The following is a 20,925-nucleotide window of genomic DNA, read 5'->3' as shown; positions in this document are numbered from 1 at the left end:
CGTGGTCAGCGGCGCCGGGCGAGATGGACGACCAGGTCGGCGGCGATCTCGACGCGGGCCGGCAGGACCCGTGAGATCCGGCGGAACACGTGCTCCCTCTCGACGGCCGGCAGTGCGAGGTAGGCCGAGACGGTGGAGAGGTAGCCGAGGTAGTCGTCGGCGCTCATCGTCAAGCGCCGGTCGATCACGGCCTGCCGGACATCGGTGAACCAGGCGGAGGCTGACCGCTGGAGCTCCGTCCCCGGCCATTGCATGGCGCCCTCGGGCGGTGTCCCGTCCGGGGACGGGATCTCGTCGCTCTCCAAGAACGGCGCCCGTGCCGCACGAACGGCCTCCGTCACGGCCGGGTCGACCGGCCGTACCTGCCCGCCTGCCGAGGCGAACACTCCCGCCGACTCCAACAGGGAGGCCACCCGCGCCCACCGGCCCTCCGGTTCGGTCCAGTGCAGCGCCGCCACCGCGTAGACCAACCCGTACCGCCGACGGCCCGGCCGTAGCTCCTCGAGGGAGGCCCGCACCGTCCTGACGCTCGCCGGCACGTGCTCGCGCAGCTCGGCGAGCATGGCTCCGTCGGGTTCGGTCGCGGTGACGGCGATCCCGTGTCCGGCGAACAGACGGGTTGCCTTGCCGGTCCCGGCGCCGATTTCGAGGGCGCTCGGAACCGGACCGCCGGCGTACTCCCGCACGAGGTCGAACAGCTCCACGGGATACCCCGGCCGGAACCGCTCGTACGCCTGCGCCCTCTCTCCGAAGCTCCGTGCGCGATCAGGCATGCCGGAGATCCTGGCACGAACGGGTGCCACACGGGGCCGGGCCCGGGCGCGGCGCCGGTGCCGGACCGGCAGAGCTTCGTACGCGGTCCCGGTCCCGGGGCCCGGGACTGCCCGGACTGCCCGTGGCTGCCGGGGCTGCCGGGGCGGTCAGCCCCGGTCGGCGACTGCCCAGGACGCGGCGGCCACCACGCCCGCGGCGCCGATGACCGCCGGCCAGGCGCCGACCTTCTTCGCCAGCGGGTGCGCACCGGCGAAGCCGGCGAGGTACAGCGCACCGAGCCCGGCCGCGGCGGGGGCGCCGCCCCGCTTGTGCCACTCCCGCCCGGCCACGATCCCCGCGGCCCCGAGCACGACACCGCCGAGGGGCCGCTTCTTGGTCCACCGCGCGACGGCGTAACCCCCGACCAGACCGGCTGCCGCCACCACAGAACTCGGTACCCGTGCCATGCTGTCCAACTCCCTCACCTCATCGGTTCATCGGTTCATACGCGCACACCTACTCGCCCCCGAGGCTAACTCGACCCCTTGACCACCCGTCGGGCCCCCACCGCGCCCAACACCAGTACGGCACCGCCGATCACCGGATCCGGCACCGCGTCCCGTACACCGCGCGGCAGCACCGCCACCACGCCCAACACGAGCAGAAACGCGAGCCCACACCCGGCGGCGGCCCGAAGCAGTCTGTCCACGTGCTGCTCAACGCGGCCGCCGGGCCGCCCGACACGGACCGTGCCGAGGGGATTTGTCGCACACTCGCCGGATCCGCGCGATGTCTGCTCAGGGAACCTGATGGGCATAAATTCAATCTCCCACCCAAAGGGGCAAACCACCTCGCCCCCTTCCACCCCACCCCTCCCATCCCACATCAGGAGCCAGGACATCGTGATCTGCTACGGACAGGCCGTCCTCGACCTCGCGGACGAACTGGTCGACGCCTACGCCGACGTCTTCTCCGCCCCGCCGTGGAACGAAGACGAAGAAACCATTCGTCAGTTCGCCACCCGCCTCCCGGCCGACGCCCGGCGCCGTGGCTTCCGTACCGCCTTCATCCAGTCCGCCACCGGCATCGACGGCTTCGCCACGGGCTGGATCACCCCGGCGGCCTTTCCGAAGAACCGCGCGTACGCCCAGGTCGCGGCGCAGCTCGGCTCGGCCCGGGTGAAGGAACTCCTCACCGGGGCGCTGGAGATAGACGAACTCGCGGTACGCCCCTACGCGCGCGGCCGCGGCACCGCCCGGGACCTCCTCACCGAGATCACCACCGACGCCCCGGACCGCCGCGCCTGGCTGCTGACCAGCCGGCTGGCCAAGAACACGGTGGCCACGTACCGCCGCCTGGGCTGGCACGAGGTCGCGGCCCTGCCCGGCACGGAGACGGGCGTCATCGTCTTCCTGTCCCCGGACCACCCGAACCGAGCGGCGTAGCCCGCGGCCTGCCCTCCCGGACCCCTCCTGGACTGCCCTCGCACACCGGGCCTGCACGGCAATGCAGACGGACCCGGCGGCGCAGCCCTGCCGACCCCAGCCGGCCGCTCCCGGACTTTGCCCGGACGGCCCGCACGCAGGAAACGGGACGCACTTGACCGGCGACGGCCGGGAGGCGCTCCCCGCTCACGTCCGGCCAACGGGCCGACGGGGCCGACGAACCAGCCGACCAGCCGACCAGCCGACCGGATCCAGGAATCCCCGGGAGGACCCAAGCGCATCGGTCGTGCTCCTCCGGCGCGACCGAACTCGTCCGCCACGAGAGCGCTGTGCCTCGCCCCGGGAAGCGTCACTGGACGGCGCAGGACACGCCGCAAGGACGCCCGGAGGCAGCTCCGAAAGATCACCCAAGGGCGCGTCCGAGCCACTCGGGCGGGGCATACCGCGGCCATGAACCCCACCACAGGCACCACACGCCCCACGCACACGATGCCCCCGGCACACCCGGTGAAGCCCAGGCGGCCCGCCCGGGCCAGGCAGCCCACCCAGGCCGGGCCCAGCCCTCAGCCCACCCAAACCCGCCCCACTCCCACTCCCACCCCTACCTCCACCGCCCGCCGCCAACTCAACCTGGCCACGCGCCACCAACTCACCACCACCGCCGGCGTCCCACCCGGCACCATCGCCTCCCGCACCCGCCCCGGGGGGCCCTGGCAGCGCCTGCTGCCCCGGGTCTACCTCCTCCAGACCGGCCCTCCGGACCACCGCCAACGCGCCCTCGCAGCCGTCCTCTACGCCGCCGAGTCCGGCTCCGACCCGCTCTCCGGCGAGACCGCCGCCCTCACCGGCGGTGCGGCCCTCGCCCTGCTCGGGATCCGCGAAGCCCCGTACACCCCGGCCGACGTCCTGATCCGCGCCCCGCGCCGGCTCGCCGGATCCCCGGGGGTACGCCCGTACCCGACCACCCGCTGGCCCCGCACCATCACGGTCTCCGGCATCCCGAGCACCCGCCCGGTGCGCGCGGCCGCCGACTTCGCGGCCCGGACCGAGGAGCCGGCGGACCGGGTCCGCTCGGTCCTCGCGCACGTCGTGCAGTCCGGCTGGTGCCATCCGCACGACCTGTACGCCGAACTCCGCTCCGCCCGCCTCCTGGCCCGCCCCACGATCCGCGCGGCGGCGGCGGAACTCCTCGCCGGAGTCCGCTCGGTCGCCGAGGCCCAGGCCCGCGACACCCTCTCGGCCACGGACCTCCCGACGCCCCTGTGGAACGCCCGCCTCCATACCCCGGACGGCACCTTCCTGGCCAGTCCGGACGCCTACTGGCCCGACGAGGGAGTGGCCCTGGAGATCGACTCGGCGGAGTACCACTACACCCGCGACTCCTGGCACGCCACGCTCCACCGCCGCCTCCGCCTGGAGTCCCACGGCATCCTGGTGGTCAGCGCCACCCCCTCGATGGTCCGAGACACCCCGGCCGAAGTCATCGCAGCCCTCCGCACCCTCCTCACCCTGACCACCACCCGCCCCACCCCACCCACAGTCCTCGCCCGAGGCCACGTCCAGCTGGAGCTTCCGGTGCCCTGACAATGGCGAGGTGGAAGCCCTTGAGAGCACTCCAGGCGACCGTGCTCGTATGAGCCGGCAGAAGAGCAAGGACACCGGGGTCGAAATGGCCTTGCGGCGCACCTTGCACGCGGCGGGCTTGCGTTACCGGGTCCATCGTCGACCGGTGAAGGGGGTGCGACGCGAAGCCGACATCGTCTTCGGGCCCGCACGGGTCGCCGTCTTCGTCGACGGTTGCTTCTGGCACGGATGCCCCGAGCATGTGACGTGGCCTCGGCGGAACGCCGAGTTCTGGCGAGCCAAGATCGAGGGCAACCGGGCGCGCGACCGCGACACCGACGCGCGCCTCACCGAGTTGGGCTGGTTGTCGCTCCGCGTGTGGGAACACGAGAGCCCCGACGAGGCCGCCCCCCGCATCGCCGAGGCGGTCGCGGAACGGCGGGCCGCCCAAGGCTCCGTGGTGCGGCGAGCTGGTCAGCCCGCCCCGTGGCACTCCCCGTAAGGCCTGCCCGATGCACACCAGCACGGGGTGGTCCTCGTCGGGGGCCAGGGGGTGGCTTTGCCGCGGGCGGCCAGGGTGGTGGCGTATTCCGCCAGGAGGGACGGGGAGGACGGGGAGGTCTTCTCCGAGGCTGCGAAGGCTTCGTACGAGGGGACGCTGGCCGTGACGATGCCCAGGTTCGTCGTGCCCGAGGCGGCGAGGGTGCGGAGGGAGGCTTCGACCTGGGCCAGGTGGGCGTCGTGGGAGGGGTACTCCGCCGAGAGGGTGGGGTACGAGGTGAGGAGTTCTGCCAGCTCGCGCGCCGGCCAGTGGAGGATGGCGACGGGGAAGGGGCGGGAGAGCGCGGCGCGGCGGTCGCCGAGTTCGGCGCGCAGGCGGGCGATCTCGGCGCGGAGTTCGGCGGGGTCGTCGGAGCCGAGGGCCCAGATGCGCTTGGGGTCGTGGAGTTCGTCCAGCGGGATCGGGCCGATGTGGCGGGTGTCCGCGACCATGTCCCAGTCGTCGTGGGGGAGTCCGAGGAGGCGGCGTACGCGGTGGCGGCCCGTGAGGAGCGCGGTCGTGGCCGGGGTGAGCGGGGCGTTGTCCGGGACCAGGAGGGTGGCCGCCTCCGTGAAGCACTCGTGGGAGGCCTCGAGTTCGTCGTGGGCCTCCAGGGCTTCGGCGATGACCTCCCAGGGGGCGGGGTCCGAGGGGGCCGCCGCGCGGATGCCCTGGATGAGGGCGCGGGCCTCGGGCTCGTGGCCGTACTCCCAGAGGTTGGCCGCCTGGAGGGCCTTGATGAGGGAGGGGTCGTCGACTCTCTCGTCGGAGAGGAGTCGGTCGTAGAGGGCGCTCGCCCGCTCGCGTTCGTTGGCCAGTTCGAGGTGGGCCGCGGCCTGGAGGAGCAGGGGCTCCTGGTCCTCGGGGTAGCGGGTCGCCGTGCGGATGAGGCGCTCGGCTTCGGCGATGTGCTCGGCAGGCGTGTCGGGGCGCATGGTTTGCAGCGTACTGCCGCTGGTCAGTTGAGGGGGGAGGACTTAAGGTGCCGCCCGTGCGAGATCGCGTGCGGGTCGTGGTGCAGGGGAAGGGCCGGCGGGCCTGGCATGGTCGCCGGGCCGGTCTCGCCGGGGCGTTGTGGGCGGCCGGTGAACTGGCCGTCACGGTCGGCGTGGTGGTGATGTTGCTGGTGGTGCACCAGGTGTGGTGGACCAACCGGCAGGCGCTGAGCGCCGCGCACGAGGTGGTCAGGGAGCTCGAGGAGGGCGGGTGGCCCGCCGGTCCCGAGGAGGAGGGGCAGGGGCAGGGGACGGAGGAGGGGCCGGGCGCCGAGGCTTCCGTCGGGCCGTCCGACGGTTCGGGCGATTCCGGGTCCCCGGGTGGTGCCCCCGCCGGGAACTCCGGGCCGCGTACCGCCGATCCGCCGCGTCGGGCGTCCGCGTACGGCGTCCTGCGCATTCCGCGTCTGGGCGTCGCCGTACCCGTCGCGCAGGGCGTGGACAAGCGGTCGGTGCTCGACAAGGGGTACGCCGGGCATTACGCCGGGACCGCGCGGCCGGGGGCCGAGGGGAACTTCGCGCTCGCCGGACACCGCAACACGCACGGGGAGCCCTTCCGTTACATCAACCGGCTCAGGGCCGGGGACGAGCTGATCGTGGATGTGCGGGGGAAGCGGTACGTGTACCTCGTCGGCCAGACGCTGGCGGAGACGACCGAGCGCGACACCGGGGTGATCGCGCCCGTCCCGCGCAGCGCCGTCACGCCGGGGGCCGGCTACAGCGAGCCCGGTGCGTACATCACGCTGACCACCTGCACGCCCGAGTACAGCTCCAAGTACCGGCTCGTGGTGTGGGGGACCCTCAAGCGCTGACGGGTGGACGGGTGGACGGGTGGACGGGTGGATGGGTGGATGGGCGGATGGGCGGGCTGGATCGTAGGGTGGGGCGGTGCGTCCGAAAAGGGTGAAGCGTCCGCAGTTGTTGTGGCTTGCCGTGCCGTTCGTCTTGTTCGTCGGTGTGCTGCCGCTCGCGAACCGGGTGGAGCCGGCGCTGGGCGGCGTACCGTTCCTGCTCCTCTGGTTCGCCGGGGCGACCCTGCTGACCCCGCTCGCGGTCTGGCTGACCTGGCGCGGTGATCACCGATGAGTCAGGTGGCCGTGGCGACCACCGTCTTCGGCGTGTTCATGGTGGCCACCGTGGCGCTCGGACTGCTCGCGGTGCGCGGACGCGGCGGGGGCGCGGGCGGGCTCGCCGAGTGGTCGGTGGGCGGGCGTTCGCTCGGCACCGTCTTCATCTGGGTCCTGATGGCGGGCGAGGGGTATACGAGCTTCAGCTACCTCGGCGCGGCCGGCTGGGGCTACAACTACGGAGCCCCGGTGATGTACGTGGTCGCGTACATGTCCTGCGGCTACGCCGTCGGTTACGTCGTCGGGCCCATGTTGTGGGACTACGCGCGCCGCCACGGCCTCGTCGGCATCACCGACATGGTGAGCCACCGGTACGGGCGTCCCTGGCTCGGTGCGGCGGTCGCCGTCCTCGCGACCGTCTTCCTGCTCCCCTACATCCAGCTCCAGATCACCGGAATGGGTGTGGTGGTCTCGACGGTGACCTATGGGGCGGTGTCCCTGGAATGGGCGTACTTCATCGCCTTCGCCGTCACCACCGGCTTCGTCGTGGTGAGTGGGCTGCGGGGTAGTGCGTGGGTGTCCGTGCTGAAGGACGTGCTGGTCATCGGCACCCTCGGGTTCCTCGCCGTCTACGTGCCCCAGCACTACTTCGGCGGCTACGGAGAGCTCTTCGACCGGCTCACGGCCGAACGCCCGCAGTGGCTGACCCTCCCCGGAGCCGGCAGCGGGGAGGGCGGCCGGGGCGAGCTGGTGGTGGGGTGGTTCGCCTCCACCACCGTGCTGAACGCGCTGACCGTCGTCATCTTCCCGACCACGGTCGCGGGGTACCTGGGCGCGCGCAGTGCCGACGCGCTGCGCCGCAACGCCATCCTGCTGCCCGCCTACAACGTGCTGCTCTTCGTGCCGATGCTGCTGGGCATGGCGGCGCTGTTCGTCGTACCGGGACTGACGGGCGCCGAGTCCAACCTCGCGCTGTTCAAGCTGGTCGTGGACTCCCTGCCGGCGTGGGCGGTGGGGGTGATCGGGGTCGCGGCGGCGCTGTCGTCGATCGTGCCGATGGCGGTGTTCATGCTGGTCATCGGCACGATGTGGGGGCGCAGCGTGCTCTCGCTCGTGCCGCGGTGGAGCTCGGGGGAGCGGCAGAAGCTCGCCTCGCAGGTGGTCGTGGTGGCGGCCGGGACGATCGCGCTGGTGATGACGTACACGGCGCCGAACACGCTGGTCAGGCTCTCGCTCGTGTCCTACGAGGGCATGGCGCAACTGGTGCCGATGCTGCTGCTGGGCCTGGTGTGGCGCCGGCTCACGACGGCGGCCGCGGTGTGCGGGCTGGTCGCGGGGGTCACGGTGGTCTGCGGGCTGGTCTTCACGGGCAACGACCCGGTGTGGGGGGTGAACGCCGGAATGGTCGCCCTCGCGGTGAACCTGGGGGTCGCGCTGACCGTGACCTGGCTCGGTCCGCGGGAGCGGGCGGTGGGCGGGGGCGGCGGGCCGGACCGCCGATCCGACGGGGAGGTGCTGGCGCGCGATCCTCTGCCGGGAACCGGGGATCAAAACGAGGTTCCGTCCGTTGTCAGTGCACGCGGTTAGTATCGATCGCGAGTACGAGTACGAGTGCAAGTAGCCGGTGCGCGAAGGGGGGTGGTTCGTATGGCAGAGCACAGCGGGCTTCGCCCCGTGCGGTGCGCGGCGCCGTCCGCGCGCTTCGTGGCACTGCTGGCCTCCCTCCTGATGCTCGGCGGCTTCCTCGGGCTGTTCGCCGGGGAGGGCGGGCTCGGCGCGGTCGTGGTGGTCCTCGCGGCGAGCTTCGCCGTGGGTGCCTCGGCCCTGGCCGCCCAGCTGGTCCGGCCGGTGCCGCCGCACCGAATACGTACCGCGATCCGTGATCGCGAGCAGCGCACGGCGTTCTTGCCGCAGCGCGATCCCGACGCTTCGGGCCGGTCGCGGCCCAGGGCGCCCGGCCGTCTCCTCCCGACGGCCGCGTAGGGGCGCGCAGCTCCTTCCTCCTGATCACTTCTGATCGCTTCACCTTGCCGCCCCTCGCGGGTCGTCACGCCGAAACGCATCTCTTTCGACGTTCGACGAGTCCCTTCGGAGGGCCGACGTGTCCGTTTTCATCGATCTTGTTGCTGTGCTGGGCCGGCTGCTGGAGCCGGTGCTGGCCGAGTCCGCGACCGCTGCCGCGATCGTGCTGTTCACCGTGCTCGTGCGGCTCGCGCTGTACCCGCTGAGCCGGGCCTCCTTCCGTGGGGCGACCCCGGTTGCGGGCCTGCTGCCGGTGCTGCTCCAGCTGCCGGTGTTCTTCCTGATGTACCGGGCGTTCTCCTCGGCGGAGATCGGCGGGGCCGCCAACGAGCTGCTCGGGCACCGGCTGTTCGCCGCGCCGCTCGGGGACCGGTGGGGGGACGCACTCGGGGAGGGTGGCCTCTTCGGGGAGCGGGGGCTGGTGTTCCTCGGGCTGTTCGCGGTCGTCGCGGTGGTGGCCGCGTGGAGTGCGGTCCGCGGACGAAAGGCCGCGGCGCTGGCCGCTGCCACGGGTGGGGCCGGGGCTGCCGGGGTTGGGGCGGGCGGGGTCAAGGCCGGCGGGGGCAAAGCCGGCGGGGTCAAGGCCGGCAGGGTCGGCGGGGCTGCCGGCGCCAAGGCGGGCGCAGGCAAGGCTGGCGGCGCCAAGGCCGGCGGTGCCAGGGGTGGCCGTGCCACGGCGGGCGCAGGCAAGGCCGGGGGGCTCGGGGTCTCGGGGGCCGGTGGGGCCGGGGCGGTCGCCGGCTTGAGTGCCGAGCAGCAGGAGGTCATGCGCAAGCTGGGCGGCGTACTGCCCCTGCTGTCCTTCGGGACGCTGATCACGGCTGCCCTGGTGCCGCTGGCGGCCGGGCTGTACCTGGTCACCACCGCCGCCTGGTCGGTGGGCGAGCGCCTCTGGCTCCAGCACCGGAAGGACCGGGCGGAGCGTGCCGGGCAGGAGCTCGGCGGAGCAGAGCGTTCCGTCATGTGAACAGGGTCTTGCGGATGAGGCCGACATCTTGGAGGATCGACCAATCCTCCGATGGCCGCAACCCATCGTCCGGCCCGGGGCATGCCCATGGGCCGACCACCCTCGACCACGGGAGAATGCCCATGAAGCTGCTGCGTGTAGGACCCGTCGGGTCGGAGCGCCCCGCGCTGCTCGACCAGGACGGGACCCTGCGGGACCTGTCCGGCCTGATCACGGATGTGGACGGCGCGCTGCTCTCCGACGACTCCGTGCTGTCCCGGGTACGGGACGCGGCCGGGTCCGGTGAGCTCCCGGTGCTGGACGCCGAGGGTCTGCGGATCGGGTCCGCGGTCGGCCGCATAGGCAAGGTCGTGGGCATCGGCCTGAACTACCACGGGCACGCGGCCGAGGTGGGCGCCGAGGCGCCGGCCGAGCCGATCGTGTTCCTCAAGGCCCCGGACACCGTGGTCGGCCCCGACGACACCGTGCTGATCCCGCGCACCAGCGTCAAGACCGACTGGGAGGCCGAGCTCGGCGTCGTCATCGGTGCCACCGCCCGCTACCTGGCCTCCCCCGAGGAGGGCCTGGCACACGTCGGCGGGTACGTGCTGGTCAACGATGTGACCGAGCGCGCCTTCCAGATCGAGCGCGGCGGCACCTGGGACAAGGGCAAGAACTGCGAGACCTTCACCCCGCTCGGCCCCTGGCTGGTCACCGCGGACGAGATCCCGGACCCGCAGGCGCTGGACGTCAAGCTGTGGGTCAACGGTGAGCTCAAGCAGGACGGCAACACGTCCGACCAGATCTTCGCCGTCGGCGAGGTCGTGCGGTACGTCAGCCAGTTCATGACCCTGTACCCGGGCGACGTCATCGTCACCGGCACCCCGGCCGGAGTGGCCGCGGGTCAGCCGGAGCCGAAGCCGTTCCTGCGGGCCGGCGACGTCGTGGAGCTGGAGATCGACGGGCTCGGCCGTCAGCGCCAGGAGTTCAAGGACGCGTAGCAGGTCCTCGCGGACCGACAGACCGACAGACCGACAGGGAGGGGCGGTGCCGTCGCAGACGGCGCCGCCCCTTTCCCTTTCCCGTTCTCCGGCAGGGCGCGGACGGGGTCAGACCTTCACCGTGCACCCGTCCTTCGACGACCTGCGGGCCGCCTCCAGTACGTCCAGGCAGTGCGCCGCCTCCAAGGCCGTGACGGGGGCCGGGCCGCCATCGCGCAAGGCCGCCGCCACGGCCGCGTAGTACGCGGGGTAGTCGCCCGGCGCCGTGCGCACCGGGGTGCCCCCGCCGGTCAGCGGTGATTCCCCGGAGCCCAGTCGGCCCCACAGGTGCTCGGGCTCCTCGCCCCAGGTCCGGTCGGGGTCGCCGGGGCGCAGACCCTCGCGCAGTGCCCCCTCCTGGGGGTCCAGGCCGTACTTGACGTAGCCCGCGCGGGAGCCCAGGACGCGGAACCGCGGGCCCAGCTGGGCCGTGGTCGCGCTGACGTAGAGGTGGGAGCGGACCCCGCTCGCGTGGGTGAGCGCGATGAAGGTGTCGTCGTCCGCCTGGGCGCCCGGGCGGCGCACGTCGGTCTCCGCGTAGACCCGTACGGCAGGGCCGAAGAGCACCAGTGCCTGGTCCACCACGTGGCTGCCGAGGTCGTACAGCAGGCCGCCGATCTCCTCGGGGGCGCCGGACTCCCGCCAGCCGCCCTTGAGCTGCGGACGCCAGCGCTCGAAGCGGGACTCGAAGCGCTGGACCTCGCCCAGCTCGCCGTCGGCGATGAGGCGGCGCAGGGTGAGGAAGTCGTTGTCCCAGCGGCGGTTCTGGAAGACCGACAGGAAGGTCCCGGTCCGTTCGGAGAGCGCGGCCAGTTCGCGGGCCTCGGCCGCGGTGGCGGCGAGCGGCTTGTCCACGACCACCGGGATGCCGGCCGTGAGGGCGGCCGTGGCGAGCGGGACGTGCGTCTTGTTCGGGGAGGCGATGACGACGAGGTCCGGGGCGGGGCTCTGGGCGAGCAGCTCGGTGGCGGTGGCGGCGATCCGGACGTCCGGGTAGGCCTCGCGGGCCTGGGCGGCGCGGACCGGGTCGGAGGTGACGACGGTGTCCAGCACCAGACCCTCCGTCGCGGAGACGAGCGGGGCGTGGAAGACGGAGCCGGCCAGGCCGTAGCCGACGAGTCCGACGCGGAGGGGGGAGGCGGGGGCGGTGGCGTTCATGGTGACCACTTTGGCAACAGTGTTGCTTAAGTGCAAGGAGGGTGGACAATGGCCAGGTGGACCGGGGTAGCAGGGGCAGTGGCGGTAGCGGTATCGGTAGCGGTGGCAGGGACGAGACGGGTGGCGGCAGCGGAGTGAACCTGCCGGCGCTGCGGGGGCACAACGACGCGCTCGTACTGGACCTCCTGCGCGGAGCCGGCCCCGCCGGGCTCGGCCGCGGTGACCTGGCCGCGCGTACGGGACTCACACCGCAGGCCGTCAGCAAGATCGCGGCTCGGCTCCGGACCGAGGGCCTGGTGGCCGACGCCGGACGCGAGGCCTCCACGGGCGGCAAACCGCGCACGCTGCTGAGGCTGGTGCCGGAGGCGCGCCACGCGGTCGGGGTGCACCTGGACCGCGACGAGCTCACGGCGGTACGGGTCGACCTGGCGGGCCGCGTCGTCGCCGAGGGGCGGGCCCCGCTGGACTTCGGGGCCGGTCCGGACGTGGTGGTCGAGGAGGTCGTACGGGCCGTCGCGCGGGTCTGCGGTGACCGGCCCCTCCTCGGCGTCGGCGTGGCCGCGCCGGGGCCGCTCGACTGGCGGACCGGGGTGCTGGGGCGGGTGACGGGGTTCCCGGAATGGGAGGGGTGCCCGTTGCGGGAGGTGCTGGAGGGGCGGTTGGGGGTTCCCGTGCGGGTGGACAAGGACACCAACGCGGGGGTCGCGGCGGGTGCCGGCTTCGGATCGGCCGCCTTCGGGGAGGCCGTGGCCTACGTGCACGTCGGCACCGGACTGGGAGCGGGGCTCCGGCTGGCCGGCGCGGGAGAGGTCTACCGGGGGCGGCGCTCGGCGGCGGGGGAGTTCGGACACCAGGTGCTGCGGCTGGACGGGCCGGCCTGCCGGTGCGGGGGGCGCGGGTGCGCGGAGGTGCTGTGCCTGGACGCGGTGGCCGGGGGCCGGCTCGAGGAGGCGGCGCGGATCGTGGGGGAGGCGGCGGCGAACCTGGTCGCGCTGCTGGATGTGGACCGGGTGTTGCTCGGGGGGCGGGTGGTGGCGGCTGCGCCGGGGGTGTTCCTGGCGGGGGTGCGGGGGGTTTTGGGGGTGCGGGCCTTTGTGGGGGGTGCGGTGAGGGTTGAACTCGTGGAGGGGGGTGTGGCGGAGGGGGCGGCGGAGCTGGTGCTTGGCCCGTTGTTCGGGCGGGGGGTGTGAGTGGCCCTGCGGGCCCCTGTCCCCCGGGCCGCTTGCCCCGGGCCGGGTGTGGCTTGCTGCGCGTGCGTTCCGCCTTGCTGGTCGCCCCAGGGCTGACCGCCCCCGCCTGGGGGCCTGGGCGGTGGGCCCTGCGGGGGCGGAGTCCCCTACCCGCCCTTCCACCGTTCCCAGGGCTCTGCCCTGACCCGGTCCTCAAACGCCGGACGGGCTGAAGAGACCCTGGGGCTCCGCCCCAGACCCCGGTCCTCAAGCGCCGGACGGCTGGGTTGGCTCCGCCCCAGGGCCCGGTTCTCGAGCGCCGGGCGGCTGGGGCGGGTCTCCTCCCTGTGCGTGTCCGCCGAATGGGGGGAAACCGGGAGGACTCGGGCGTGGTGCTGGACAAAGGGTCGGGCGTGCGTGGGAGGGTGCGGGCACAGGCCGGGGTGATTGTCGGGTTGTCCGGTAATCGTTTTGCTGGTCGTTCCGTTCTGTTGGGGTTCTGTCGTCGGCGAGTAGGGGTTCTTCATGCGACTGCGCAAAGCCCTTGCCCTTGCAGCCGTCTTCGCGGCCACGGCCACCACCACCATCACCGCCGTCCCCACCGCGGCCGCGGACATCGGGAACGGCGGTGGAGCACGTCCCGCGCCCGCGTTGCCCTCCCGGGTGGAAGCCGTCTGCGGTGACGGGAAGAGCACGCAGTTCCCGATCGGCGCCCGCATTCGCGGGGGACCGGCGGTGTACCGGACCGGCGGCGCGGCGCAGACCTGGTACCTCGACCTCACCAACACCACCACCGCCGAGTGCACGGCCATCCACCCCGTCGTGGTCTTCACCGACCCGGCCCACGCCCTGCGCCCCGCCCATTTCCGCATGGAGTTCGACGCCCCCGGCAGCACCTTCCCCGTCAGCCTGGAGCGCACCGACCGGGACGAGATCGTCGCCGTCTTCGACGGTGGCGACGCCTTCTCCGGCTTCACCGTCGGCCCCGGGGGTTCCGTGACCGTCACCGTCCGGCTCGCCTTCGCCCCCGGCGCCCCGCTCGGCGAAGCCGTCGCCGACGCCGCGCTGGTGCAGCGCAAGGGTGACGACGGCGACTGGATCGGCGAGGCGGGCGGCTACCGGTTCGAGGTCCAGGGCCCCGACGCGGAGACCGGCGAGGCCGGGGCGCTGGCCGAGACCGGCCGCACCACGGGGGCCTGGGCGTACGGGGCCGGCGCCGCGGTCGCCCTGGTCGGCGGCGGCGGGCTCCTGCTCGGGGCCCGCCGGCTGCGCAAGGAGCCCGGCCCGCAGTCCACGTAGAGGCAGCACACGTAGAGTCCGAGCGTGGAAGAACCGACCGCCTACGCGCACCACCACCAGCCCGGCCTGCCCGTCCGCTCCGGCATCCCCGAGCACGGCCGCATCCCCAAGTACTACGCCGTCAAGGCCCGCATCGCCGGGCTGCTCGACGAGCTCGGCGAGGGGGGACTCCTCCCCACCGAGCGCGATCTCGCCGAGCAGTACGAGGTCTCCCGCGAGACCGTCCGCCAGGCCCTGCGCGAGCTGCTGTTGGAGGGCCGCCTGCGCCGCTCGGGCCGCGGCACCGTCGCCGCCGGGCCGAAGCTCGAACAACCCCTGTCGCTGGCGAGTTACACCGAGGGCGTACGCCGCCAGGGGCGCACCCCGGGGCGCCGTCTGATCGGCCTGGAACGCTTCCCCTGCCCGGCCCCCGTGGCCCCCGGCATCGGCGCCGAGCCCGGGGAGCCGGTCTGGCACCTGGAGCGGGTGCTGCTCGCCGACGAGGAGCGGGTCGGACTGGAGAGCACGTACGTCCGGGTCGCCCGCGCGCCCCGCCTCGACATCGATTTCCAGCCGGACTCCTCCTTCTACGGATACCTCCACGACAGCCTCGGCATCTCCTTCGGCGACGCCGACGAGAAGCTGGAGACGGTTCTCGCCACGCCCCGCGAAGCCCTGCTGATCGGCACTCCGCCCGCGCTCCCGATGCTGCTCATCCACCGGTTCTCCCGGGATCAGGACGGCCGGCCGCTGGAGCGGGTGCGTTCTCTCTACCGTGGTGACCGGTTCAGCTTCACGACCCACCTGCGGCCCGAATAGTCCCGCACGAAGCCCAACGTAAGGAATGAAATGGGGCGAACTTCTATCACGAAACAGTAACGGGTCTAGTCCAAGCGTTGGAGGCTGTTCACCGGAGCGTCGCCCGGGGGATCCTCCCGGGTCACGGGCCGCCGTCACCTTGGAGCACGTGAGAGTCATAGTCGTCGGAGGCGGCGTGGTAGGCACCATGCACGCCTGGCAAGCAGTGGAACGCGGCCACGAGGTCGTCCAGATCGAGCGAGAAGCGGAGGCCCGCGGCGCGTCATTGCGCAATTTCGGCCAGATCTGGGTCAGCGGACGGGCCGGGGGCGAGGAGCTCGACACCGCCCTGCGGGCCCGCGAGCTCTGGGAGGCGATCGGTGAGCGGGTGCCCGGCCTGGGCTTCCGCGCCATCGGCTCCCTGACCCCGGTACGCAACCCCCGCGAGCACGCCGTCGCCGAGGCCGCCGTGGCCCGCCCCGACGCCGCCGCCCGCGGCTACAAGCTGGTCACCGCCCAGGAGGCCAGGGCGATCAACCCCGCCCTGCGCGGCGCCTTCGAGGCCGCCCTGTGGTGCGAGCGGGACGCGGCCGTGGAGCCGCGCACCGCCCAACTCCATCTGCGCGAAGCCCTCAAGGCATCCGGCCGCTACACCTTCCTCCCCGGACGGGAAGTGCGCGAGGTCGTCGGGAACGGCGCCGTCCGCGACGACCACGGCGACGTCCACCAGGGCGACACCGTCGTCCTGGCCACCGGCGCCTGGCTCTCCGGCCTGGTCCGCGAGCTGGTCCCCGACCTGCCCGTGCGCCGCGTCCGGCTGCAGATGATGCAGACCGCCCCGCTCGGCGAGACCCTGACGACCTCGGTCGCCGACGCCGACAGCTTCCGCTACTACCCCGCCTACAAGAGCGCGGCCCTCGACGAGCTCAACGCCGAGCAGGCCCAGGCCCCGATCGCCGCCGCGCACAAGATGCAGCTCCTGATGGTGCAGCGGCAGGACGGCGGACTGACCATCGGCGACACCCACGAGTACGAGCACCCCTTCGCGTTCGACACCCTCGAAGACCCCTACACGCACCTCACCGAGGTCGTCGAGTCCTTCCTGGGCCGCCCGCTGCCGCAGATCAGGCACCGCTGGGCGGGCGTGTACGCGCAGTGCACCGACACCACCCGCGTCGTCCACCGCCAGCAGGTGGCCGACGGCGTCTGGCTGGTGACCGGGCCCGGCGGCCGCGGCATGACCTGCTCGCCCGCCATAGCCGAAACCACCGCGAACGAACTGGGCTGGTAAGCACCATGACCGACAACCACACCCCCCACACCACGCGCGAACACGGCCTGATCGTCCTCGACATGGCCGGCACCACCGTCGCCGACGGCGGCCTCGTCGAGCGCGCCTTCGAGCGGGCCGCCGAGCGCCTCGGCGTCGAGCCGGGCAGCGCCGACCACGCCGCCAAGCTCCAGTACGTCCGCGACACCATGGGCGAGTCCAAGATCTCCGTCTTCCGCCACCTCTTCGGCGCCGAGGACCTCGCCCGGCGAGCCAACTCCGCCTTCGAGGAGGCCTACGGGGAACTCGTCGACGGCGGCCTCATCGCCCCGATCCCCGGCGCCCGCGAGGCCATCGAGAAGCTCCGCGCCGACGGCCGCACCGTGGCCCTCACCACCGGCTTCGCCCGCGTCACCCAGGACGCCATCCTCGACGCCCTCGGCTGGCAGGACCTGGCCGACCTCACCCTGTGCCCCGCCGACGCGGGCGGCCGCGGCCGGCCGTACCCGGACATGGTGCTGGCCGCCTTCCTGCGCACCGGCGCCGTGGCCGACGTACGCGACGCCGTGGTCGCCGGCGACACGTCGTACGACATGCTCAGCGGCGTCCGCTCCGGCGCCGGGATCGTGGCGGGCGTCCTCACCGGCGCCCACGACCGCGCGGCCCTCACCGAGCACGGCGCCACCCACGTCCTGGCCTCCATCGCCGAGCTGCCCGCACTCCTTGAGCACGCGGACCAGGAGCGGGAGCGCGGCGCGTGAGCGGCATCCGCTTCGACTCCGTCTCGGTCGCCTACGGCGGTACCACCGTCCTGGACTCCCTCGACCTGACCGTCGAGCCCGGCGAGGTCATGGCGCTGCTCGGCCCCTCCGGCTCCGGCAAGACCACGGCCCTGCGCGCGGTGGCCGGCTTCGTCCGCCCCGCCTCGGGCCGGATCCTGATCGGCGGCCGGGACGTCACCGCGCTCCCGCCGCACAAGCGCGGCATCGGCATGGTCGTCCAGCAGTACGCGCTCTTCCCGCACATGCGCGTCGCGGACAACGTCGCCTTCGGCCTGCGCGCGCAGAAGGCGCCCAAGGCGGAGATCCCCGGCCGCGTCGCCGAGGCCCTGGAGATGACCGGGATGGCGGCCTACGCCAAGCGCTACCCCCGCGAACTCTCCGGCGGACAGCAGCAGCGCGTGGCCATCGCCCGCGCCCTCGCCATCCGCCCCGGCGTCCTCCTCCTGGACGAGCCGCTGTCCGCGCTCGACGCGCAGCTGCGCTCCGGGATGCTCGCCGAACTGGCCCGGCTGCACCGCGAACTCCCCGACGTGTCCATCCTCTACGTCACCCACGACCAGGTCGAGGCGCTGACCCTGGCCGACCGGATCGCCGTCATGGACCAGGCCCGCCTGCAGGACTGCGGCACCCCGCAGGACCTGTACCGGGCCCCGCGCACCGAGTTCACCGCCTCCTTCGTCGGCAACGCCAACCTGCTGCCCGTCACCGTCGCCGACGGCGGCGCGCTCTTCGCCGGGCACCCCCTCACCCTCGACCCCGGCCGCGCCGCCGTCGGCGCCGGCGCCACCCTGTGCGTCCGCCCGCACCTGCTCGGCCTCGGCGCCGGCCCCAACGCGCTGAGCGGGACCATCACCGAGGTGCAGTGGCGCGGTTCGACCCACCGGCTCTACGTGGACATCGAGGGCCACCGGGTCAAGGCGGACCTGCCCGAACTGCGCGAGACCCCGGCGCTGGGCGACCAGGTCACCCTGCACTTCGAGCCGCGCGACGCGGTGCTGCTGGCCGCAGGGGTCTCCGATGGCTGAGGCCACGAACCGGCGCGCCGCCGCACCCGTGCCGCCCCCCGCACCCGTGCCGCCCGCCGCACCCGCGCCGACCCCCACACCCGTCCCGGCGGCGGCCGACCCCGAGCCCGCGGTCATACCCCACCAGCCCGTACGAAGCCCTGCCCCGGGCACGCCCGAAAGCCCGGCCGAAGCCCCCGGCGGCTTCGCGGCGAAGGCCGCACGTGCGCCCCGTAGCGTGCCCGGCTGGCTGTGGACCGTGCCTCCCGTCGCCGTGCTCGCGGCGATCTTCCTCTACCCCCTCGCGCTGGTCGTCCAGCAGTCCCTGTCCCCCGAGAGCGGGGGCGGCACCTTCGACGCCTACGCCTCCGTCTTCGCCTCGCACTCCTTCCGCGAAGCCCTCGGCACCACGGTCTGGCTCGCCGTCGGCGCCACCGCCGGCTGCCTGGTCCTCGGCTTCGGGCTCGCGCTGGTCATCGCCTTCGTCCCGTTCCCCGGGGCCCGCGCCGTGGCCAAGTTCATCGACGTCTTCCTCTCCTTCCCCTCCTTCCTCATCACCCTCGCCCTCCTCTTCGTCTACGGCACGGTCGGCATGGCCAACGGCCTGTGGACCGACGCCTTCGGCACCCGGGAGGGGCCCTTCCACTTCCTGACCACCCCCTGGGGCGTCCTCCTCGCGGAGATCACCTACTTCACGCCCTTCGTGATGCGCCCGCTGCTCGCGGCCTTCTCCCAGCTGGACACCGCCCAGCTGGAGGTGGCCTCCTCGCTCGGCGCGAAGCCCGGCCGCATCATCCGCCGGGTGATCCTGCCCGAGGCCCTCCCGGCCCTCGCCGCCGGCGGCAGCCTCGTCCTGGTCATGTGCCTCAACGAGTTCGGGATCGTCCTGTTCACCGGAGCCAAGGACGTCACCACGCTCCCGATGCTCATCTACGGCAAGGCGATCCTCGAATCCGACTACGCCGCCGCCTGCGTGGTCGCCGTCGTCAACATCGTGATCTCCGTCGGCCTGTTCGGCCTTTACCGGATGGTGAGCAAGCGTGCTGGTGCATAGCAAGAGCGGCCGCTGGGCCGCCTGGAGCCTCTTCGGCCTCCTCTTCCTGCCCCTCTTCGCCCTGCCCCTGCTCGTCGTGGTGGCCGCCTCCTTCTCGACGCACTGGTCCGGGGCCTTCCCCTCCGGCCCCACCACCGAGAACTACGCCGCCGCCGTCCGCGGCGAATCCCTCCAGGCGCTGACCACCTCGCTGCTCACCGCCCTGGCCGCCAGCCTGATCGCGCTCACCGTCGGCACCTGGGCGGCGCTCGCCGCGGCGGGGCTGCGGAGGCGCGGAAAGGGCGCGCTGGACGCGCTGTTCATGCTGCCGGTCGCCGTGCCGTCCGTGGTCGTCGGCCTCGCCGTGCTCGTCGCCTTCAGCAAGCCGCCGCTGCTCCTCAACGGCACCAGCTCGATCGTGATCCTGGCGCACACGATTCTTGTCACGGCGTTCGCCTACCAGTCGGTTTCGGCTGCCATCGTGCGTCTCGACCCCGCCTACGAGCAGGCGGCGGCCTCCCTGGGCGCCCGTCCCGCGTACGTGCTGTGGCGGGTCAAGCTCCCCCTCCTGCTCCCGTCGCTCACCGCGGCGGCCGGGCTCTGTTTCGCCCTGTCCATGGGTGAGCTGAGCGCCACGATGATGCTCTACCCGCCGGACTGGATGCCCCTGCCCGTCCGCATCTTCACCGCCACCGACCGCGGCTCGCTCTTCAGCGGCTCCGCCGTCGCCGTGGTCCTGATGGCCACCACCCTGCTGGTCCTGCTGGCCGTCTCGCGCGTCCGCACCAGGGCCGCGTACCGCTAGCCCCCTGCCAGGCCGTGTAGCCCCCTGCCAGTCCGTGCCAGACCCGCCGCACCCCGCTGATTCCCCTGCTGACTCCCTTTCCCCGTAAGGAAGTTCCATGCCCAGCAACAGACACCTCCGCATCACCGCCGCCGTCACCGGCAGCCTCGCCCTCGCCGCCGGCCTCACCGCCTGCGGCGGCTCCTCCTCCGCCACCGACTCCAAGGGCGGCGGCGAGAAGGTCGTCACCGTCTACAGCGCCGACGGCCTCAAGAGCGACAAGGGCGACGGCTGGTACGACCAGGTCTTCGCCGACTTCACGAAGAAGACCGGCATCGAGGTCAAGTACGTGGAGGGCGGCTCGGGGGAGATGGTGCAGCGCGCCGTCCGCGAGAAGACCAACACACAGGCCGACGTACTGATCACGCTGCCCCCGTTCATCCAGCAGGCCGACGGCAAGGGCCTCCTCCAGGCCTACACGCCGCAGGGCGCGGACAAGGTCAACGGGGCGAACAAGTCCTCCGACGGCAAGTGGACCTCGGTCGTCAACAACTACTTCGGCTTCATCTACAACAAGAAGGAGCTGGCGGCGGCCCCCAAGACCTGGGAAGAGCTCCTGGACCCCAAGTACAAGGGCAAGCTCCAGTACTCCACCCCCGGCGTCGCGGGCGACGGCACCGCCGTGCTCATCAAGGCGATGCACGACTTCGGCGGCAAGGAGCAGGCCAACGAGTACCTGAAGAAGCTCCAGGCCAACAACGTCGGCCCGTCCTCCTCCACCAGCAAGCTGGCGCCGAAGACGGACAAGGGCGAGCTGCTCGTCGCCAACGGCGACGTCCAGATGAACTTCGCGCAGTCCAAGTCCATGCCGAACCTCGGCATCTGGTTCCCCGCCAAGGACGGCGGCAAGCCCACCACCTTCTCCCTCCCGTACGCGGCCGGCCTCGTCGCCAAGGCCCCGCACACCGAGAACGGCAAGAAGCTCCTCGACTACCTCCTCAGCGAGGACGCCCAGAAGCTGGTCAGCGGTGTCGGCGGCGGCTTCCCGGCCCGTACGGACGTCAAGCCCACCGACGCCAACGCCGTCGAGCTCACCAAGCTCATGACCGGGGTCGAGATCTTCGAGCCGGACTGGGCCGACATCGACAAGAACCTCACCGGCTACGTCGACGCGTGGAAGTCGGCCACCGGAAGCTGACCGGTCGCCTCCCGGTCACCCACGACCGGGATAGTGACGCATGGATAACGGGTCTGGACCGAGTCTCGCCTTCGGTCCG

General features: G+C 72.8%; 23 protein-coding genes. 18 read left to right on the top strand and 5 right to left on the bottom strand.

The features are described from left to right. Window positions 1-5: 5 nt before the first annotated feature. The 3 genes from OG247_RS16250 to OG247_RS16240 all read right to left on the bottom strand — a co-directional run bounded on the left by OG247_RS16250 (window position 6) and on the right by OG247_RS16240 (window position 1,462). Window positions 6-773, bottom strand: coding sequence for a class I SAM-dependent methyltransferase (locus OG247_RS16250; protein ID WP_327252930.1), 768 nt, complete (start codon window positions 771-773; stop codon window positions 6-8). Between the two features lie 147 nt (window positions 774-920). Next, window positions 921-1,220, bottom strand: a complete 300-nt coding sequence (locus tag OG247_RS16245; RefSeq protein WP_267821242.1) for a hypothetical protein — start codon at window positions 1,218-1,220, stop codon at window positions 921-923. A gap of 65 nt (window positions 1,221-1,285) precedes the next feature. Then, the gene (locus OG247_RS16240) at window positions 1,286-1,462 is read right to left on the bottom strand and encodes a hypothetical protein (RefSeq protein ID WP_327252929.1); all 177 of its coding nucleotides are present in this window, start codon (window positions 1,460-1,462) and stop codon (window positions 1,286-1,288) included. Window positions 1,463-1,655: 193 nt separating this feature from the next. Here OG247_RS16240 and OG247_RS16235 point away from each other — a divergent pair, with 193 nt between their 5' ends. The 3 genes from OG247_RS16235 to OG247_RS16225 all read left to right on the top strand — a co-directional run bounded on the left by OG247_RS16235 (window position 1,656) and on the right by OG247_RS16225 (window position 4,263). After that, on the top strand, window positions 1,656-2,198 hold the full coding sequence (locus OG247_RS16235; RefSeq protein WP_327252928.1) for a GNAT family N-acetyltransferase: 543 nt from the start codon (window positions 1,656-1,658) through the stop codon (window positions 2,196-2,198). A gap of 450 nt (window positions 2,199-2,648) precedes the next feature. After that, a complete protein-coding gene (locus OG247_RS16230; protein WP_327252927.1) occupies window positions 2,649-3,782 on the top strand; it encodes a hypothetical protein in 1,134 nt (377 codons plus the stop codon). A 49-nt stretch (window positions 3,783-3,831) separates the two neighbouring features. Continuing rightward, window positions 3,832-4,263, top strand: a complete 432-nt coding sequence (locus OG247_RS16225) for a very short patch repair endonuclease (protein ID WP_327252926.1) — start codon at window positions 3,832-3,834, stop codon at window positions 4,261-4,263. On the opposite strand, the gene OG247_RS16220 is transcribed toward OG247_RS16225, so the two are convergent. Beyond that, window positions 4,236-5,237 (bottom strand): SEC-C metal-binding domain-containing protein, encoded by a 1,002-nt coding sequence (locus OG247_RS16220; protein ID WP_327252925.1) that lies wholly within the window; start codon window positions 5,235-5,237, stop codon window positions 4,236-4,238. The genes OG247_RS16225 and OG247_RS16220 overlap by 28 nt on opposite strands. A 56-nt stretch (window positions 5,238-5,293) precedes the next feature. On the opposite strand from OG247_RS16220, the gene OG247_RS16215 reads away from it, so the two are divergent. From OG247_RS16215 to OG247_RS16190, 6 genes are all read left to right on the top strand, one after another. Continuing rightward, a complete protein-coding gene (locus OG247_RS16215; RefSeq protein WP_327252924.1) occupies window positions 5,294-6,109 on the top strand; it encodes a class E sortase in 816 nt (271 codons plus the stop codon). Window positions 6,110-6,185: 76 nt separating this feature from the next. Then, complete coding sequence (locus OG247_RS16210; RefSeq protein WP_327252923.1) at window positions 6,186-6,383, top strand: DUF3311 domain-containing protein; 198 nt, start codon at window positions 6,186-6,188, stop codon at window positions 6,381-6,383. Continuing rightward, window positions 6,380-7,951 (top strand): sodium:solute symporter family protein, encoded by a 1,572-nt coding sequence (locus tag OG247_RS16205; RefSeq protein WP_327252922.1) that lies wholly within the window; start codon window positions 6,380-6,382, stop codon window positions 7,949-7,951. Before OG247_RS16210 ends, OG247_RS16205 begins: the two co-directional genes overlap by 4 nt. Before the next feature lie 60 nt (window positions 7,952-8,011). Next, window positions 8,012-8,347 carry a DUF6412 domain-containing protein gene (locus OG247_RS16200; RefSeq protein ID WP_442813301.1) on the top strand — a complete coding sequence of 112 codons (336 nt, stop codon included), beginning with the start codon at window positions 8,012-8,014 and terminating at the stop codon, window positions 8,345-8,347. Between the two features lie 118 nt (window positions 8,348-8,465). Continuing rightward, complete coding sequence (locus OG247_RS16195) at window positions 8,466-9,353, top strand: hypothetical protein (RefSeq protein WP_327252921.1); 888 nt, start codon at window positions 8,466-8,468, stop codon at window positions 9,351-9,353. A 122-nt stretch (window positions 9,354-9,475) separates the two neighbouring features. Beyond that, on the top strand, window positions 9,476-10,333 hold the full coding sequence (locus OG247_RS16190) for a fumarylacetoacetate hydrolase family protein (protein ID WP_327252920.1): 858 nt from the start codon (window positions 9,476-9,478) through the stop codon (window positions 10,331-10,333). 108 nt (window positions 10,334-10,441) lie between these two features. On the opposite strand, the gene OG247_RS16185 is transcribed toward OG247_RS16190, so the two are convergent. Continuing rightward, entirely contained in the window at window positions 10,442-11,530 is a 1,089-nt protein-coding gene (locus tag OG247_RS16185) for a Gfo/Idh/MocA family oxidoreductase (protein ID WP_327252919.1), read from the bottom strand. A gap of 134 nt (window positions 11,531-11,664) precedes the next feature. Here OG247_RS16185 and OG247_RS16180 point away from each other — a divergent pair, with 134 nt between their 5' ends. The 9 genes from OG247_RS16180 (at window position 11,665) to OG247_RS16140 (ending at window position 20,846) form a co-directional block, all read left to right on the top strand. Then, entirely contained in the window at window positions 11,665-12,720 is a 1,056-nt protein-coding gene (locus OG247_RS16180) for an ROK family protein (protein ID WP_442813299.1), read from the top strand. A 504-nt stretch (window positions 12,721-13,224) separates the two neighbouring features. Next, on the top strand, window positions 13,225-13,998 hold the full coding sequence (locus OG247_RS16175) for a hypothetical protein (protein WP_327252918.1): 774 nt from the start codon (window positions 13,225-13,227) through the stop codon (window positions 13,996-13,998). A gap of 24 nt (window positions 13,999-14,022) precedes the next feature. Further along, window positions 14,023-14,796 carry a GntR family transcriptional regulator gene (locus OG247_RS16170; protein ID WP_327252917.1) on the top strand — a complete coding sequence of 258 codons (774 nt, stop codon included), beginning with the start codon at window positions 14,023-14,025 and terminating at the stop codon, window positions 14,794-14,796. A gap of 148 nt (window positions 14,797-14,944) precedes the next feature. Then, window positions 14,945-16,066, top strand: a complete 1,122-nt coding sequence (locus OG247_RS16165) for a TIGR03364 family FAD-dependent oxidoreductase (RefSeq protein WP_327252916.1) — start codon at window positions 14,945-14,947, stop codon at window positions 16,064-16,066. A gap of 5 nt (window positions 16,067-16,071) precedes the next feature. Continuing rightward, window positions 16,072-16,806, top strand: a complete 735-nt coding sequence (locus OG247_RS16160) for a phosphonatase-like hydrolase (protein ID WP_327252915.1) — start codon at window positions 16,072-16,074, stop codon at window positions 16,804-16,806. Continuing rightward, complete coding sequence (locus OG247_RS16155) at window positions 16,803-17,852, top strand: ABC transporter ATP-binding protein (RefSeq protein WP_327252914.1); 1,050 nt, start codon at window positions 16,803-16,805, stop codon at window positions 17,850-17,852. The genes OG247_RS16160 and OG247_RS16155 overlap by 4 nt, the downstream gene beginning before the upstream one ends. Beyond that, on the top strand, window positions 17,845-18,885 hold the full coding sequence (locus tag OG247_RS16150) for a 2-aminoethylphosphonate ABC transporter permease subunit (RefSeq protein ID WP_327252913.1): 1,041 nt from the start codon (window positions 17,845-17,847) through the stop codon (window positions 18,883-18,885). The genes OG247_RS16155 and OG247_RS16150 overlap by 8 nt, the downstream gene beginning before the upstream one ends. Beyond that, window positions 18,872-19,669 carry an ABC transporter permease gene (locus OG247_RS16145; protein WP_327252912.1) on the top strand — a complete coding sequence of 266 codons (798 nt, stop codon included), beginning with the start codon at window positions 18,872-18,874 and terminating at the stop codon, window positions 19,667-19,669. Before OG247_RS16150 ends, OG247_RS16145 begins: the two co-directional genes overlap by 14 nt. Window positions 19,670-19,766: 97 nt before the next feature. Further along, the gene (locus tag OG247_RS16140; RefSeq protein WP_327252911.1) at window positions 19,767-20,846 is read left to right on the top strand and encodes a 2-aminoethylphosphonate ABC transporter substrate-binding protein; all 1,080 of its coding nucleotides are present in this window, start codon (window positions 19,767-19,769) and stop codon (window positions 20,844-20,846) included. The last annotated feature ends 79 nt before the right edge of the window (window positions 20,847-20,925 follow it).

It is taken from the genome of Streptomyces sp. NBC_01244, assembly GCF_035987325.1.
GTDB lineage: Bacteria > Actinomycetota > Actinomycetes > Streptomycetales > Streptomycetaceae > Streptomyces.
Note: the sequence above shows the minus strand (reverse complement) of the source record. Positions and strands in the feature narration are given on the sequence as shown.